The 15,929-nt window shown below is 58.0% G+C and carries 16 protein-coding genes; 10 read left to right on the top strand and 6 right to left on the bottom strand.

Annotated features, from left to right (window positions below):
* Positions 1-82: 82 nt before the first annotated feature.
* The 3 genes from ACW9HW_RS11045 to phoB form a co-directional block, all read right to left on the bottom strand.
* On the bottom strand, positions 83-1,423 hold the full coding sequence (locus ACW9HW_RS11045) for a hemolysin family protein (RefSeq protein ID WP_095194611.1): 1,341 nt from the start codon (positions 1,421-1,423) through the stop codon (positions 83-85).
* Positions 1,424-1,546: 123 nt separating this feature from the next.
* Positions 1,547-2,869 (bottom strand): phosphate regulon sensor histidine kinase PhoR, encoded by a 1,323-nt coding sequence (gene phoR / locus ACW9HW_RS11040; RefSeq protein WP_095194612.1) that lies wholly within the window; start codon positions 2,867-2,869, stop codon positions 1,547-1,549.
* Positions 2,870-2,915: 46 nt separating this feature from the next.
* Positions 2,916-3,605, bottom strand: a complete 690-nt coding sequence (phoB, locus tag ACW9HW_RS11035) for a phosphate regulon transcriptional regulator PhoB (RefSeq protein WP_008064504.1) — start codon at positions 3,603-3,605, stop codon at positions 2,916-2,918.
* A 151-nt stretch (positions 3,606-3,756) separates the two neighbouring features.
* Here phoB and ACW9HW_RS11030 point away from each other — a divergent pair, with 151 nt between their 5' ends.
* The gene (locus ACW9HW_RS11030; RefSeq protein WP_457399854.1) at positions 3,757-4,143 is read left to right on the top strand and encodes a COG4315 family predicted lipoprotein; all 387 of its coding nucleotides are present in this window, start codon (positions 3,757-3,759) and stop codon (positions 4,141-4,143) included.
* Between the two features lie 134 nt (positions 4,144-4,277).
* Here ACW9HW_RS11030 and ubiA read toward each other — a convergent pair whose 3' ends face one another.
* Together ubiA and ACW9HW_RS11020 are read right to left on the bottom strand one after the other, a co-directional pair.
* Positions 4,278-5,168: a 4-hydroxybenzoate octaprenyltransferase gene (gene ubiA / locus ACW9HW_RS11025; RefSeq protein ID WP_095194614.1), complete on the bottom strand. Its 891-nt coding sequence runs from the start codon at positions 5,166-5,168 to the stop codon at positions 4,278-4,280.
* Positions 5,168-5,731 (bottom strand): chorismate--pyruvate lyase family protein, encoded by a 564-nt coding sequence (locus ACW9HW_RS11020; RefSeq protein WP_095194615.1) that lies wholly within the window; start codon positions 5,729-5,731, stop codon positions 5,168-5,170. The genes ubiA and ACW9HW_RS11020 overlap by 1 nt, the downstream gene beginning before the upstream one ends.
* A 200-nt stretch (positions 5,732-5,931) precedes the next feature.
* Between ACW9HW_RS11020 and ACW9HW_RS11015 the strand changes: the two genes are divergently transcribed.
* The 3 genes from ACW9HW_RS11015 (at position 5,932) to ACW9HW_RS11005 (ending at position 7,738) form a co-directional block, all read left to right on the top strand.
* Complete coding sequence (locus ACW9HW_RS11015) at positions 5,932-6,102, top strand: rubredoxin (RefSeq protein ID WP_095194616.1); 171 nt, start codon at positions 5,932-5,934, stop codon at positions 6,100-6,102.
* 17 nt (positions 6,103-6,119) lie between these two features.
* Positions 6,120-7,268, top strand: a complete 1,149-nt coding sequence (locus ACW9HW_RS11010; protein ID WP_457399852.1) for an NAD(P)/FAD-dependent oxidoreductase — start codon at positions 6,120-6,122, stop codon at positions 7,266-7,268.
* A gap of 194 nt (positions 7,269-7,462) precedes the next feature.
* Entirely contained in the window at positions 7,463-7,738 is a 276-nt protein-coding gene (locus ACW9HW_RS11005) for an HU family DNA-binding protein (protein ID WP_003213368.1), read from the top strand.
* Positions 7,739-8,011: 273 nt separating this feature from the next.
* On the opposite strand, the gene ACW9HW_RS11000 is transcribed toward ACW9HW_RS11005, so the two are convergent.
* Positions 8,012-8,407: a DUF6124 family protein gene (locus ACW9HW_RS11000; RefSeq protein ID WP_457399850.1), complete on the bottom strand. Its 396-nt coding sequence runs from the start codon at positions 8,405-8,407 to the stop codon at positions 8,012-8,014.
* A 717-nt stretch (positions 8,408-9,124) separates the two neighbouring features.
* Between ACW9HW_RS11000 and tssA the strand changes: the two genes are divergently transcribed.
* The 6 genes from tssA to tssG are packed head-to-tail and all read left to right on the top strand — an operon-like array spanning position 9,125 to position 15,926.
* Positions 9,125-10,681, top strand: coding sequence for a type VI secretion system protein TssA (gene tssA / locus ACW9HW_RS10995; RefSeq protein ID WP_457399849.1), 1,557 nt, complete (start codon positions 9,125-9,127; stop codon positions 10,679-10,681).
* 32 nt (positions 10,682-10,713) lie between these two features.
* Positions 10,714-11,217: a type VI secretion system contractile sheath small subunit gene (tssB, locus tag ACW9HW_RS10990; protein WP_457399847.1), complete on the top strand. Its 504-nt coding sequence runs from the start codon at positions 10,714-10,716 to the stop codon at positions 11,215-11,217.
* A gap of 29 nt (positions 11,218-11,246) precedes the next feature.
* Positions 11,247-12,719 carry a type VI secretion system contractile sheath large subunit gene (gene tssC, locus ACW9HW_RS10985; RefSeq protein WP_457399845.1) on the top strand — a complete coding sequence of 491 codons (1,473 nt, stop codon included), beginning with the start codon at positions 11,247-11,249 and terminating at the stop codon, positions 12,717-12,719.
* A 13-nt stretch (positions 12,720-12,732) separates the two neighbouring features.
* Positions 12,733-13,143 carry a type VI secretion system baseplate subunit TssE gene (gene tssE / locus ACW9HW_RS10980; RefSeq protein WP_457399843.1) on the top strand — a complete coding sequence of 137 codons (411 nt, stop codon included), beginning with the start codon at positions 12,733-12,735 and terminating at the stop codon, positions 13,141-13,143.
* Between the two features lie 15 nt (positions 13,144-13,158).
* Complete coding sequence (tssF, locus tag ACW9HW_RS10975; protein ID WP_457399841.1) at positions 13,159-14,946, top strand: type VI secretion system baseplate subunit TssF; 1,788 nt, start codon at positions 13,159-13,161, stop codon at positions 14,944-14,946.
* The gene (tssG, locus tag ACW9HW_RS10970) at positions 14,910-15,926 is read left to right on the top strand and encodes a type VI secretion system baseplate subunit TssG (RefSeq protein ID WP_457399840.1); all 1,017 of its coding nucleotides are present in this window, start codon (positions 14,910-14,912) and stop codon (positions 15,924-15,926) included. The genes tssF and tssG overlap by 37 nt, the downstream gene beginning before the upstream one ends.
* Positions 15,927-15,929: the final 3 nt, after the last annotated feature.

The raw sequence follows: 15,929 nt of genomic DNA, 5'->3' as shown, positions 1-15,929 counted from the left end.
GCTCGCTCCCACAGGGAAATGCATTCCAATTGTGGGAGCGAGCCTGCTCGCGAAGGGATCGAATGGGTGCCAGATCAGTGCGTCAATCGAGCATCAACACCTTGGCCAGGACAATCTTCGGCCCTTTCATCTTCTTGATGATGATCCGCAGGCCTTCGACTTCCAGTACTTCTTCCTCTTCCGGCACCCGCTTGAGGCTGTCGTAGACCAGCCCGGCGAGTGTTTCGGCTTCGACGTGGTCCAGATCGATGCCCAGCAGCCGTTCGACCTTGAACAGCGGCGTATCACCGCGCACCAGCAGTTTGCCCGGCTGGTACGCGAGGATCCCGCGCTCGGCCTTGCGGTGTTCGTCCTGGATGTCGCCCACCAGCACTTCCAGCACGTCTTCCATGGTCAGGTAGCCGATGATATTGCCGTCGGCCTCTTCAACCACGGCGAAGTGCGAGCCGCCCTTGCGGAACTGCTCCAGCAACTGCGACAGCGGCATATGCCGGGATACACGCTCCAGCGGGCGGGTCAGTTCGGCCAGGTTGAACGACTCGGGAATGTGGTCCAGCGCCGCCAGTTCCAGCAGCAGGTCCTTGATGTGCAGCAGGCCGACGAACTCCTGGCGCTCGCTGTCGTACACCGGATAGCGGCTGAACTTGTGGCGACGGAACATCGCCAGGATTTCCTTGAGCGGTGCGTTGAACTCCAGGGTCACCAGGTCTTCGCGGGAGTTGGCCCAATCGACCACTTCCAGCTCGCCCATTTCCACCGCCGAGGCCAATACGCGCATGCCTTGGTCGCTTGGGTCCTGGCCACGGCTGGAGTGCAGGATCAGTTTCAGTTCTTCACGGCTGTAGTGGTGCTCGTGGTGCGGGCCGGGCTCGCCTTGCCCTGCAATGCGCAGGATCTGGTTGGCGCTGGCGTTGAGCAGGTAGATGGCCGGGTACATGGCCCAGTAGAACAGGTACAGCGGTACCGCCGTCCACAGCGACAGCAATTCGGGTTTGCGGATCGCCCAGGATTTCGGTGCCAGTTCGCCGACCACGATGTGCAGGTACGAAATGATGAAGAACGCGGTGAAGAACGACACCGCCTTGACCACTTCGGCGGAGTCCACGCCAGCCGCACTCAGCACAGGAGCCAGAAGGTGGGCGAACGCCGGTTCGCCGACCCAGCCCAGGCCCAGAGAGGCGAGGGTGATACCCAATTGGCACGCCGACAGGTAAGCATCGAGCTGACTGTGCACCGTGCGCAGGATGTGCCCGCGCCAGCCGTGCTGCTCAGCGATGGCTTCGACCCGGGTCGAGCGCAATTTGACCATGGCAAATTCGGCCGCAACGAAAAAGCCGTTGAGCAAAACCAGGATCAGAGCAAAAAGAATCATGCCGAAGTCGGCGAATATTGTTGCGAGGGACAAGCCAGGGGAAGGGTCCATGATGGAGTTTTGCGGGTTCCGTGTATTCGAATGGAAAGAAAAAAGTGCGCCTGAAAAGCAGGCGCAAGTCAGCCAATGTAACGGCTGACTTGGCGATTGCCTAGTGGCGCGTGCTGGCCGGTATCAGTCCGCGGTACTGATGACCCGGGATTTGCTGACTTGGGCAGGGGCGAAATGGCAGGTAAAGGTGCTGCCGTGGCCCGGCACGCTGCTGATCTCCATGCGCGCGCGATGACGCAACAGCACGTGCTTGACGATGGCCAGGCCCAGCCCTGTACCGCCGGTGTTGGAGTTGCGGCTGGAGTCGACGCGGTAGAAGCGTTCGGTCAGGCGCGGCAGGTGTTTGCTGTCGATGCCGATGCCGGAGTCCTGCACGCTCAGGTGCGCGCCTTGTTCATCGCCCCACCAGCGAATACGGATGTTGCCTTCGGCCTGGGTGTATTTCACTGCGTTGAATACCAGATTGGAAAACGCGCTGCGTAATTCCGCTTCGCTGCCCTTGAGCAGGATCGTCGGGTCGGCTTCCAGGGAAATTTTCTGGTTTTTCTGGCCCGACAGCTGTTGCGCATCACTCTTGATCGACTGCAGCAAACCGTCGATGGCCACGGGTTGGTTGTCCGACGGGTAATCGGTGGCTTCCAGTTTCGCCAGCAGCAGCAAGTCGTTGAGCAATGTCTGCATGCGCCCGCCCTGTTGCTGCATTTGCTGCAGGGCGCGGGTCCAGCGCGGGTTCACTTCCTCGACGTTGTCGAGCAAGGTTTCCAGGTAACCGCAAATCACCGTCAGCGGCGTGCGCAGCTCATGGGACACGTTGGCGATGAAGTCTTTGCGCATCTGTTCCAGCTGATGGATGCGCGTCACGTCGCGCACCAGCATCAAATGCTCGTTATTGCCGTAGCGGGTGATGTACAGCTGAATGCGCATCCGGTCGTTGGTCGGCGAGGGGATTTCCAACGGTTCGGCGTAGCTGTCCTGCTCGAAGTACTCTTTGAAGCGCGGATGGCGAACCAGGTTGGTCACCGGCTGGCCGCTGTCCTGCGGAGTCTTGAGGCCCAGCAGGGTCTCGGCGGCGCGGTTCCACCATTCCAGGTTACCGTCGCTGTCGAGCATGACCACCGCGTCCTTCAAGGCCGCCGTGGATTCCTGAACACGGTCGATCACCGCTTGCAGGCGCCCGCGCACCCGTTGGTCACGACGTTGCAGGTGGTAGATGCTGTCGAACACCTCGCCCCACAGACCGTAGCCATCGGGCGGTGCTTCATCGGGTTTGTGCAGGCGCAGCCATTCGTGCAAACGCAGCAACTGCTTGAGCGTCCAGGCCAGGTAAAGGCCCAGTCCCGCAGCGAGGCTCCAGCCGTAGTAGCCGGTAATCAGGCCGATCACCAGGCAGGCGGTGACCAGTAGCAGCATGTGGCGAATCAGGGTGCCATGCCAGTTTTGGTTCACTTGAACGCGCGTCCTTGTCTACTTCTTAAAGCGGGAAAAGTCCGGATCAGGCTTTCGTAGAAAAGCGGTAGCCGGTGCCGCGCACGGTTTGTACCAGGTTTTCATAGGCATCGCCGAGGGCTTTGCGCAGGCGACGGATGTGCACGTCGACGGTGCGCTCCTCGACGTACACGTTGCCGCCCCAGACCTGATCCAGCAGCTGGCCACGGGTATAGGCGCGCTCCTGGTGGGTCATGAAAAACTGCAGCAGACGGTATTCGGTCGGTCCCATTTCCGCGGGTTTGCCATCGATGGTCACACGGTGGCCGATCGGGTCCAACAGCAGGCCGCCGACTTCAATCGGCGCCTCGCCATCGCTCGGGCCGGCACGGCGCAGTACGGCTTTGAGGCGCGCAACCAGCTCGCGGGGGGAAAAGGGTTTGGTGATGTAGTCGTCGGCGCCGACTTCCAGGCCCTGGATCTTGTTGTCCTCTTCGCCCTTGGCGGTGAGCATGATGATCGGGATATCCCCGGTCAGCTCATCGCGCTTGAGGCGGCGGGCCAGCTCGATGCCGGACGTGCCGGGCAGCATCCAGTCGAGCAGGATCAGGTCCGGTTTGCGGTCGACGATAATGGCGTGGGCCTGCTGGGAGTTTTCAGCCTCCAGGCAGTCATAGCCGGCCATTTCCAACGCAACGGCGATCATTTCGCGAATGGGCGCTTCGTCGTCGACGATCAGAATGCTCCTGCCAACCATGCCTTAATCCTCTTGTCATTTAACTGTCTTGCGCCGCATTAGATAACGGAATTATTGCAGTCGTGTGACAGTATTTTAGTCGTCTGCGGTTGTCACGAACCTGGACTAAGCTCTAAGTCCGAATCCTGACAACCACAAAAGGAAGGTTTCCATGAAGCTATGCTCGCAATCCTTCAAAGGCCTGCTGTTGGCGGCTGCCCTCGCTTTACCAACAATGGCCTTCGCTGCCGAGCCGGCGATGATGAAAGGCGGCGTGATGACCGACCATAAAGGCATGACGTTGTACACCTTCGACAAGGACACCGGCGGCAAGTCTGCCTGTACTGGCCAGTGCGCGGAAAATTGGCCGCCACTGATGGCGGAAGCGGGTGCCCAGGCTGAAGGTAAATGGAGCGTCATCAAACGTGATGACGGCAGCATGCAATGGGCCTACGACGGCAAGCCGTTGTACTACTTCGTCAAGGACAAAAAACCCGGAGAAATGACGGGTGACAAGATGAAGGACGTTTGGCACGTCGTGCGCGAGTCGCAGAAGTAATTCTCTGTAGGAGCGAGCTTGCTCGCGATGGGCGTGAACGATAACGCGTTAATCCAGATGCCCAACGGCGCTTGTGGTTTTTTCGCGAGCAAGCTCGCTCCTACAGGAAATCAAGTCAGGGGTAATCCCAGGCTTCAGCGCAACCCGTAATCCAGCACAATCCCGACAAAAATCGCCAACCCGGCCCAATGGTTGTGCAAAAACGCCTTGAAGCAGCGCATGCGGTCCTTGCTGCGGGTGTACCAGAACTCCCAGGCAAAACAGCCCGCCGCCACCGCCAGGCCGAGGTGGAACCAGCCGCCAAGCTCGAACTTCGAACCGGCCAGCAACAGGCAACCCAGCGCCAACCCTTGCAGGGTCAGGATGATCACCCTGTCCGCCTCGCCAAACAGAATCGCCGTGGATTTCACGCCGATCTTCAAGTCGTCGTCACGGTCGGTCATCGCGTAATAAGTGTCGTAGCCCACCGTCCACATCAGGTTGGCGATCCACAGCAACCAGGCTGCTGCCGGCAACTCGCCGGTTTCAGCGGTGAACGCCATCGGCATCCCCCAGGAAAACGCCGCGCCCAGCACCACTTGCGGGTAATAGGTGTAACGCTTCATGAACGGATAAGTGCAGGCCAGGGCCAAGCCGCCGAACGACAGCCAGATCGTTGCCGCATTGGTGCACAGCACCAGCAGGAAACTCACGCCCATCAGCAAGGCGAAGAACACCAGCGCTTCTTTGGAGCTGATCTTGCCGCTCGGCAGCGGGCGCTGTTCGGTGCGCTTCACATGGCCGTCGACCTTGCGGTCCGCCCAATCGTTGATCACGCAGCCGCCCGCGCGGGTCAGCACCACGCCAAGCACGAAAATCACGATATTGGCCAGCGACGGCGAGCCCTTGCCGGCAATCCACAGCGCCCATAACGTAGGCCACAGCAGCAGATAGATGCCGATCGGCTTGTCCATGCGCGTCAGCTGAATGAAATCCCAGGCCCGTGGGTTCAAGCGATTCAGGGACTTGAGCAGGCTCTGGTACATCAGTAGTTCTCCGGGTGGGCGCGGGCGGCGCTCCACAGGGTCGGCAGGAAGATTTCAGCCACCAGCACGCTCAACGTACCGCGGTCGAAGCGCGAACGGCGACCCCACAGCTCAGGCGCCTGCACCTCGGTCGGCAGCCACGCTTGAGGATAGTGACAAACCTCGATGGCGCGACGCTGGAAGGCGTGGTCGCAAAACAACAGTTCGCCCAGGGAGCGGCTGCCCAGTTCGTCCATGTGCAAGCCGTCGCCCTGCAACGCGCTGCGCGCCGCGACGCTGCGGGCAAACACCCAGGCCTGGCCATGCCCGCGCAAATACACCTCGCGCACCCAGCCTTCGCTGCCCTCGGCCAGGTCCAGCGCGGCGCATTCATCGGCGCGCAGGGTTTGCCAGCCTTCGAACAGCGGCGTGACGCTGAAACCGTCATTCGACAACCGGGTCAGGCGTCGGGTCAGCGATCCTTCGTCAAACAGCCAGTCGAGGGTAAACGGGTCGGGAAGGGGCGTCAGCAGGCTTTGAGGGAGCCAGAGCGGGGCCGAACGGGTGGAGTTTGTGTGTTGCACAATGAGTCATTATTGGCAGCAAAGGAGGCGGCGAGCTTAACATGTCAGCTCATGAATTTGAGTGATCCGCCCGCCCGTTGCACCGAACGGGCTTGCATCTGCGTGGCCCCATCAGTACAAAACGCGCTGAGCCGAACGGCAGCGCTGCAATCATCGACCGTTCGCGCCGGCAAAAGCCTGAACCCTGAGGAAGTACCTGAATGAAAAAGTGGCAATGTGTGGTCTGCGGCCTGATCTACAACGAAGCCGAAGGCTGGCCGGATGACGGCATTGCGCCGGGCACCCTGTGGCAAGACGTGCCGGAAGACTGGCTGTGCCCGGACTGCGGTGTGGGCAAGATGGATTTTGAAATGATCGAAATCACCGCTTGAAAACTGAGGAGTAAGGAATGAACGCACCTGTCGTGATCGTCGGCACCGGCCTGGCTGGCTACAACCTGGCCCGGGAGTTTCGCAAACTCGATGGCGAAACCCCTCTGCTGCTGATTACCGCCGATGACGGGCGCTCCTACTCCAAGCCGATGCTCTCCACCGGTTTCGGCAAAAACAAAGACGCCGACGGCCTGAGCATGGCCGAACCGGGCGCGATGGCCGAACAGTTGAAGGCCGAAGTACGCACCCACACCCGCATCAGCGGCATCGACCCGGGCCACAAACGCCTGTGGATCGGTGAAGAAGCGGTGTACTACCGCGACTTGATCCTGGCCTGGGGTGCTGAAACCGTGCGCGTGCCCATCGAAGGCGACGCGGCGGACTGCGTGTTCCCCATCAACGACCTGGAAGACTACGCACGCTTTCGCGTGGCAGCGGCCGGCAAGTGTCGGGTGTTGTTGCTCGGCGCCGGCCTGATTGGCTGCGAGTTCGCCAACGACCTGAGCCTGGGCGGTTATGAGGTGCAACTGGTTGCACCGTGCGAACAGGTCATGCCGACCCTGCTGCACCCGGCCGCCGCTGCTGCGGTACAGGCCGGGCTGGAAAGCCTAGGTGCACGTTTCCACCTGGGGCCGGTGCTCACTCGCCTGCAGAAGGTCGCCGACGGCCTGGAAGCGCACCTGTCCGACGGCCAGGTCATCCCGTGCGACGTCGTGGTCTCGGCCGTTGGCCTGCGCCCGCGCATCGACCTGGCCGCCGCTGCCGGTTTGCAGGTCAATCGTGGAGTCGTCGTCGACCGTCACCTGCAAACCTCCCACGCCAATATCTACGCCCTGGGCGACTGCGCCGAGGTCGATGGGCTGAATTTGCTGTACGTGATGCCCCTGATGAGCTGTGCGCGAGCGCTGGCCCAGACCCTCGCCGGCAACCCGACAACGGTCAACTATGGCCCGATGCCCATCACCGTCAAAACCCCGGTGTGCCCGTTGGTGGTGTCCCCGCCGCCACGGGGTGCGGAAGGCGTCTGGACGGTCGAAGGGCAGGGCGCCGACATCAAGGTGTTATGCCGCGATGCCAGCGGAAAGCTGCTCGGTTATGCCCTCACCGGCACGGCCGTGATGGAAAAACTGGCCCTGAATAAAGAGCTTCCGGCACTGCTGGCGTAAATACCGGTCGTTCTGTCGGAATCACCCCCAAAATGCCCTGAGAATGGCCACGCGGATACTGGCGCAGGGCTTCCGTGCGTGCCATCCTCACTCCCGTCTGCCGCAGAGTAGAGCATCTGCGGCGCCTTGGGCGCTGCTCCATAGAGAGCAGCACGGACATAACAACAAAAAACCGTCAAAGGGGCTTCACTAACATGCGTAAACCAGAACTCGCCGCAGCAATTGCTGAAAAAGCAGACCTCACCAAAGAGCAGGCCAACCGCGTCCTGAACGCCGTTCTCGAAGAAATCACCGGCGCCCTGCACCGCAAAGACAGCGTCACGCTGGTAGGCTTCGGCACCTTCCTGCAACGCCACCGCGGCGCCCGCACCGGCAAAAACCCGCAAACCGGTGAGCCAGTAAAGATCAAGGCCAGCAACACCGTTGCGTTCAAGCCAGGCAAATCCTTGAAAGACAGCGTCAATCCGTAAGCCGTTTCCCTGACCCGCGTAGCGGGGGAGTGGAATAAAGAATGGGCACGCCAACCGAGGTTGGGTGCCCATTTTTTGTGCCGGAGTCTTAAGCAATACGAAACCTTGTGGCGAGCGAGCTTGCTCGCGTTGGGCAGCGAAGCGGCCCTAAAAATCTGACAGCTTCGTGATTCTTGTGAGTGCTGTGCACTCAGGCGGGAGCAAGCTCCCTCGCCACGGGTTTCTCACAGGCTCAAGGTTCCCACCAGTCGGAGTCGTTTACTGCATGGCGAGTTAGCAGGCCCGGCTTTGTTGCTTGGCGAGTATCGCCGCCATTTCCGGTTCATCCAGATCATCCAGCGCTCGCTCCACCAATAATTGCACCCCGTCCGCCATGCGACTGATCGCCAAGGCTACGGAGCGCCGAGAGCCATCTACATCGTCGGCGAGGTCGGCGGCGATGGCGCTGATCGACAGTAGATCTTCCGAGGCGTTGGCCAGGAGTGCTTCAGTGTTGATGTCCGGGCAGACGCTGAAGAGTTGGCCGTTGCGTTTCGGTGGCTTCTTTTCGGTCGGCGGGAAGTGATGGTCGAGGGCGCGCTCGGCGGCTTCGTGGAGTTTCTTTGAGTCGAGGTTTTCGTAGGGTGATGCCGGGTCGGACCCCGGCGGGTTCGGCGTTACTTTGAACATTGGCTCTATCCTCATATGAGTGAGGCTGCAACCAAGTCGCTACTAAACGATAGGGAGGCAGCTGTGCACAGGTTAGTAGACCGATGAGCCAAGAAATCGGCGCGCCGAAGCGCCCTGCGCACAGCCACCATCAAATGCAGGGATGGGATACCTGCTTGATGGAGATCTTGTGCGACTTGACTACGACGGGCTACTAAACCCGATCACCGACAATCAGTGACGCGAATCAAGTTACCGAGCAGCCCCAAGGCGCACAAGCCGGCGGATTCTGGCGTACCCGTAGGCAACGGCGCAAGGTGTCGTAGCTTTCCTGAAGTAAATCTGACGACTCTTAAACATGGGGTTGTTGAGTAGGTGTTGACCAGTGGAGTACAGATCAAGAAGCATTCAGTGACATAGATTTCGTTGCTTTAACTACTATCAATTTCGTGAGGCATTGAACACTAAATAATGCGCAAATAATTGCACTATAGAGATTGCTGTTTAATCAATATTCTCCAGTTTATTGCTGTCTTACACCGGGGAATGGCAAATCGCATGGAATACAGCGACTTTTCCTACATATTCGGCCTCAATTTCATAATAAGTTCTCCAGCCTTCAACGGATGGCCTTTGCTTCGTGGGTTCGGTCGTACACTTGCCCAACATCCAAAACCTGGCTTTTTCATAATCCTGTCTACTTGCAAGCGTATTCCTTGACGTGAGTTGTAAGTTTCTATGACATATTCAACTAAACTATCGGCGCATTATCTCGAATTAGCCAAGTCACCAGTCTGCAACGGTAATTTTGCAGGGGAGGATGTTCGCTATTCGAGCGAATACGAAGCGTTGGAAAGTGAGTTGGATAAAGCTCGATCCATGCAGGAACGAGGTCAGATTGATTGGTTGAAAGTTCGCGAGAACTGCGAAAGCCTGCTGCGGACTCAGTCCAAGGATTTACGGGTTGGCGTCTGGCTGACATGGGCCTTGTACCAGGGTGAGTCTTTCCAGGGACTGTTGGCCGGCCTCGGGTTGTTGCGTCACCTGTGTGAAAGTCACTGGACCGAGGTTTTCCCGAAAAAATCCCGTACCCGTGCTGCCGCGATCAACTGGTTGGTGCCGCGTCTCGAAAAGGTGCTCACTGAAAACGTCGCGATCAAAGAGCAACTGCCCTTGTTCCATTGTCTTGTGGAGTATCTGGAAGGGCTTGATGCCATTTGCACCAAACGCCTAGGCGACGACGCACCTTTGTTGCTACCCATTTCCCGTCGCCTGAAAAATCTGGTGCAACGCACAACCGAGCATCAATCGACACCCAGCGTCGTTGAGTCCGCAGTGGCTCAGGTCAAACAGGTTGCCACGCAGCTATTCAACCCCTGCACGCCCATTGATAACGAAAAAGATGCCCATAAAGCCTTGCGTGCCCAACAGGACAGCGCGCGACCGCTGTGTGCCTGGTGGCTCAAACAAAAGGCGACCGATCTGCGCGCATTACGCCTCAACCGTACGCTGCTCTGGCTACCTGTCGACACATTGCCCGAGCGAAACGCCGAGCAGATCACAGCCCTGCGCGGGTTACCCGTCGACAGGCTCCAACTCTTACAAGAGCACTACGAGCAAGCCCGATACGCTGATTTGCTGGTGGAGCTGGAGTCCAGTCTGTCCAAGGCGCCGTTCTGGTTTGACGGTCAGCGGATGGTTTGGGAATGCCTTCAGGGATTGAACGCAGAGATGGCCATGCGTGAAGTGGAAATCCACTTCGCACTATTGATTCAGCGTCTGCCTGGCATCCTCGAGTTGCGCTTTCATGACGGCGCTCCATTCGCTGATCCGGCCACCCGTACATGGGTCAATAGCCAAATCATGCCGCATTTGCAAAGTCCCCATGCACCGCGCTCTGCAGAAATCCTTGAGGCTTTACCGGCTTGGGAGCAGGCCCTGGAAGACGTCCAGCCTGTCTTGCGTAAGGACGGCCTCAAGGCTGCCGTGCAGATTCTCAAGCAGGGCCTGCTGGCCGCTCACGGCGGACGGGCGCGGTTTTTCTGGCAGTTCGCACTCGCACGCCTGTGCTTCATGGCCAGGAAGTTTGAATTGGCCAAGACCCAACTTGAAACCCTCGACCAGACATTAAGGGACGCAGGCCTGCACGCCTGGGAGCCGGATCTTGCGTTGCAAGTGCTGCAGTTGCTGCATAGCTGCTGCGAGTCATTGCCGCAGAACCACGCGGTGCGCGAATGCAAGGAAGAGATTTATCGCAGGCTGTGCCACCTCGATCTTGAAGTGGCACTCGACTAGGCCCCAGGGCCACAACCGCCAGGAGAATCGCCATGGCCAAAGAAGGCTCGGTAGCCCCCAAGGAACGCATCAACGTCACTTTCAAACCCGCCACTGGTGGTGCTCAGGAAGAGATCGAACTGCCACTGAAACTGCTGGCGATCGGTGACTACACCCAACGCAAGGATGACCGGAAAGTTGAAGATCGCAAGCCGATCAACATCGACAAGATGACCTTTGACGAAGTACTGGCCAAGCAGGAGTTGCGGGTGACATTGGGTGTGCCAAATCGACTTCAGGATGACAGCGGCTCAGATGAATTGGTTATGGATCTGCGTGTCGACTCGATGAAGGATTTCAATCCGGCCAGCCTGGTCGATCAAGTGCCGGAACTGAAAAAACTGATGGAGCTGCGTAATGCGTTGGTTGCGCTCAAGGGGCCTCTCGGTAATACACCTGCGTTCCGCAAGGCCATTGAAGGCGTTTTGGCAGATGACGAATCCCGCAGCCGCGTACTGGGTGAGCTAGGGCTCAACACCGAAGCTCGACCCGCCTGAATCTGCCACCCGTCAAGGAAGCCAATACCGTGAATACAAATGCAGTGCAGCAGCATGGCAACGAGAGTGAATACAGCATTCTCGACAGCATCATTGCCGAAACCCGTCTGAGCCCTGACGACGAAGCCTACGACATCGCCAAACGTGGTGTATCGGCGTTTATTGAAGAACTACTCAAGCCCCAGAACAATGGTGAGCCGGTCAAGAAAGCCATGGTCGATCGGATGATCGCCGAGATCGACAGCAAGCTCAGCCGCCAAATGGATGAAATCCTCCACCACCCTGACTTTCAGTCGCTGGAGTCCTCGTGGCGAGGCCTGCAGTTGTTGGTTGATCGCACCAACTTTCGCGAGAACATAAAGATCGAATTCTTCAGCGTCTCCAAAGAAGACCTGTTGGATGACTTCGAAGATTCACCGGAGGTGATGCAGTCTGGCTTGTATAAGCACATTTACACCGCTGAGTACGGCCAGTTCGGTGGCCAGCCGGTCGGAGCGATCATTGCTAACTATTTCATGTCGCCGAGCTCGCCGGATGTGAAGCTGATGCAGTACGTGTCCAGTGTCGCCTGCATGTCCCATGCGCCTTTCATCGCAGCGGCGGGTCCAGGATTTTTCGGCCTGGAGAGCTTTACCGGCCTGCCTGACCTGAAAGATCTGAAAGATCACTTCGACGGCCCGCAATTCGCCAAATGGCAGAGTTTCCGCCAATCAGAGGATGCGCGTTACATGGCGCTGACTGTTCCGCGTTTCCTGCTACGCAATCCGTACGATCCGCAAGAGAACCCGGTGAAATCGTTCGTCTACAAAGAAACCGTGGCCAACAACCACGAGCACTATTTGTGGGGCAACACGGCTTACGCGTTCGGCACGCGACTGACCGACAGCTTCGCCAGGTTCCGCTGGTGCCCAAATATCATCGGCCCGCAAAGCGGCGGTGCGGTTGAGGATCTGCCGTTGCACCACTTCGAAAGCATGGGCGAAATCGAAACCAAAATTCCGACCGAAGTGCTGGTGTCCGATCGCCGTGAATACGAGCTGGCAGAGGAAGGGTTTATCGCTCTGACGATGCGCAAAGGTAGCGACAACGCGGCTTTCTTTTCTGCCAGTTCAGTGCAGAAGTCGAAACACTTCGGCATCAGCGCCGAAGGCAAGGTTGCAGAACTGAACTACAAGCTCGGCACCCAATTGCCGTACATGATGATCGTCAATCGCCTGGCCCATTATTTAAAGGTACTGCAGCGCGAGCAACTGGGTTCGTGGAAGGAACGTACTGACCTCGAGCAGGAGCTCAACAAATGGATTCGCCAGTACGTAGCCGACCAGGAAAACCCGAGTGCTGAAGTCCGTGGTCGTCGACCACTGCGCTCAGCGCAGATCATTGTCAGCGATGTCGACGGGGAACCGGGCTGGTATCGCGTCAGCCTCAATGTGCGTCCGCACTTCAAGTACATGGGTGCCGATTTCACCCTGTCTCTGGTTGGCAAGCTGGACAAAGAGTAAGGGAAGCTGACTCATGACTGGATATGGCAGCCTCTTCGAGCGCCTGGCCGGAGATGTGGAAGAACGTGTTGGCTGGAGTCGCGAAAACTCTGCCATGGCGTCTGTGGCTGCCCATCTGGCCAAGATGCTAAGTACCCGTATGGGCAGCGTGCAGACATTGCCCGACTACGGATTACCCGATCTCAATGACATGCGCCTGAGTCTGCACGACTCCCTGAGTCAGGCGCGTCTGGCCATTGAACACTTCATTGAGGCCTACGAACCTCGTCTGAGCAAAGTCCAGGTTTCTCCTGGAGTGCGCGATGACGATCGACTTCGCCTGTCCTTCAGCATTGAAGGTTTGTTGGAAATCGATGGCTTCAAACGTCAGGTCAGTTTTACCGCGTGCCTGGATGGCAGTGGACAGGTCAAGGTCAGCCAATGACAAATGGAATTCTCGATGTCTTTTAACCACTACTACCAAAGCGAACTGACCGCACTCCGCCAGTTGGGCCGTCGTTTCGCCGAGCGTAGTCCGGCATTGGCACCTTTCCTGGGCCAGCCCGGACGTGATCCGGATGTGGAGCGGTTGCTTGAAGGCTTCGCGTTTTTGACCGGCCGTCTGCGGCAGAAACTTGACGACGAATTGCCGGAGCTGTGCCAGTCGTTGATGCGGTTACTGTGGCCCAACTATATGCGACCGTTGCCGGCGTTCAGCATTTTGCAGTTTGCAGCATTGACGCGTTCGGAACCGGCCTTTGTGGTTGAACGCGACACACCGGTGGAGAGTGTGCCGATCGACGGTGTGCGTTGTCGTTTTCGCACGTGCTATTCGACCGAAGTCTCAGCGCTGAATCTTATCGGGCTGAATTATTCGGCCAAAGGCGATGGTTCGCTTTTGAGCTTGCGACTAGAGATGAGCACTGACGGCCATTTTGGTGAGCTGGCGTTGAATCGTTTGCGCCTGCACTTCACGGGCGAACGCTATATCAGCCAGATGCTTTACCTGAGCCTGTTGCGTCATCTGCATGGCATCGAGTTAGTCCCGTTGGATGGTGCCGGCAAGCCAATCGCTGGGGTGAAAGAGATGCCGATGGCACTCCGGTTACCTGGTAGTCACGTGCAACCGGTAGGTTTTGCCGAAGAAGACGCATTGGTGCCTTACCCGTTGAATACCTTCCGTGGTTATCGCTACCTGCAGGAGTATTTCGCTTTCCAGGACAAGTTCCTGTTCGTCGATATCAACGGACTCGACCTGCTCAAGACTTTATCCGAAGACAGCATGAAACAGGTGCGAGGTTTGGAGTTGCGCTTTGATATTCGCAAGAGCGCATCGCAGCAACTGTGTCCGACCCTGGACAACATAAAGCTCCACTGCACACCGATCGTCAATCTGTTCACACACGACGCGCTACCAGTGCGTCTCGACGGCAAACAAGATGAGCACTTGCTCCTGCCAGCCGAGTACGACCCGCAACACTGCGGGGTGTTTTCGGTTGAAAGCGTCACCGGATGGAGAACTGGGGGGCTGGGTAATCGGGAGTATGTGCCGTTCGAATCCTTCGAGCACGATCCAAGTTTCGATGTGCCGGTCAGCCGCCCGCATTACAGCGTTCGCCAGCGTTCATCCTTGCTTCACGACGGTCTTGATACCTATCTGAGCTTCGGCATTCAACATTGCGAAGTACAGGAAACGCTCTCGGTCGAGCTGATGTGCACCAACCAAAACCTGCCGCGCAAGTTAAAGCCCGGTGACATCAACCAGCCTTGCAGGCAGACGCCCGAGTTCCTGCGTTTTCGCAACATCACTTCGGTCACATCATGTTTTGCGCCGCCGCTCAATCAGGACTTCCTCTGGAAGCTGATAAGCAATATGTCGCTCAACTATCTGTCCCTGGCCGACGTCAATGCTTTGAAGCTGATTCTCGAAACCTACGACCTGCCACGCTACTACGACCAGCAGGCTGAGAAAGTCAGCAAGAGGCTGCTCGGCGGGCTGAAGTCGATCAAGCATCAGCATGTCGACAGATTGCACCGTGGATTACCGGTACGAGGCTTGCGCACCGAACTGGTCATCGACCCACAGGGGTATATCGGTGAGGGCGATCTGTTCGTGTTCGCTTCGGTACTCAACGAGTTTTTCGCACTTTACGCCAGCCTCAATTCGTATCACGAGCTGCGGGTAATCAGCACACAAGGAGAGGTCTATCAATGGACACCGCGCATGGGGCTTCAGCCCCTGCTTTAAGCGGGCTGAGCCGGGCAATTAGAGAATATTCACTGTTTCAGGCTGTGCGACTGGTGATTGATCGGCTGCGCGAGATATATCCGCATCTGAGCGAAGACCAACTGTACGACCAGCTGGAATTCCAGGCTAATCCGAGCCTTGGTTTTCCCGGTAGCGACGTGGACCGTGTGGAGTTCTTTGAAGAGCACGGGCAGATGCGCGCGCGGTTGCGATTCAACCTGATAAGCCTGGTGGGTTCCGGTTCACCGCTGCCTGCGTTTTATGCCGAACAGGCCTTGAGGGACGGCGAAGAGGGTAACCCGACCCGCAATTTCCTCGATCTGTTTCATCACCGATTGCAACGGCTGATGTGGCCGATCTGGCGCAAGTACCGATATCACGCGGGCTTCCAGAGTGGTGCCCTCGATTCTTTTTCTTCGCAACTGTTTGCCCTGATAGGTCTTGGTGGCGAAGAGATCCGCAAGGCCCGGGAGTTGAATTGGAAGCGCTTGCTGCCGTACCTCGGTCTGCTCAGTCTGCGAGCGCACTCGGCAGCCTTGATCGAGGCAGTACTACGTTACTACTTCAAGCACGCCGAGCTGACCATTGAGCAATGCATCGAGCGTCGCGTCGCGATTCTCGACGAGCAACGCAATGGCCTCGGGCGCAGCAACAGCAAACTCGGTGAAGACCTGGTACTGGGCGAGCACGTTCGCGATCGAGGCGGAAAATTCCGGATTCATATTCGCAAACTCGACTGGCAACGCTTTCATGAATTCCTGCCGCTCGGTTTCGGCTATCAGCCGTTGTGTGCGCTGGTGCGATTCACCCTGCGTGATCCGCTCGACTACGACATTCGTCTGGCCCTGCGTCAGGAAGAAATTCGCGAGCTGCGCATCGGTGAGCTGAATGTCTGTCATCTGGGTTGGACAAGTTGGCTGGGCCGCGAACGCGCCGACGGCGTGGTGACACTGAGCAGTAAAAACTCATTAAGGATGTGAGCA

The sequence above is a fragment of the Pseudomonas sp. SDO5532_S415 genome (assembly GCF_054071155.1).
Note: the sequence above shows the minus strand (reverse complement) of the source record. Positions and strands in the feature narration are given on the sequence as shown.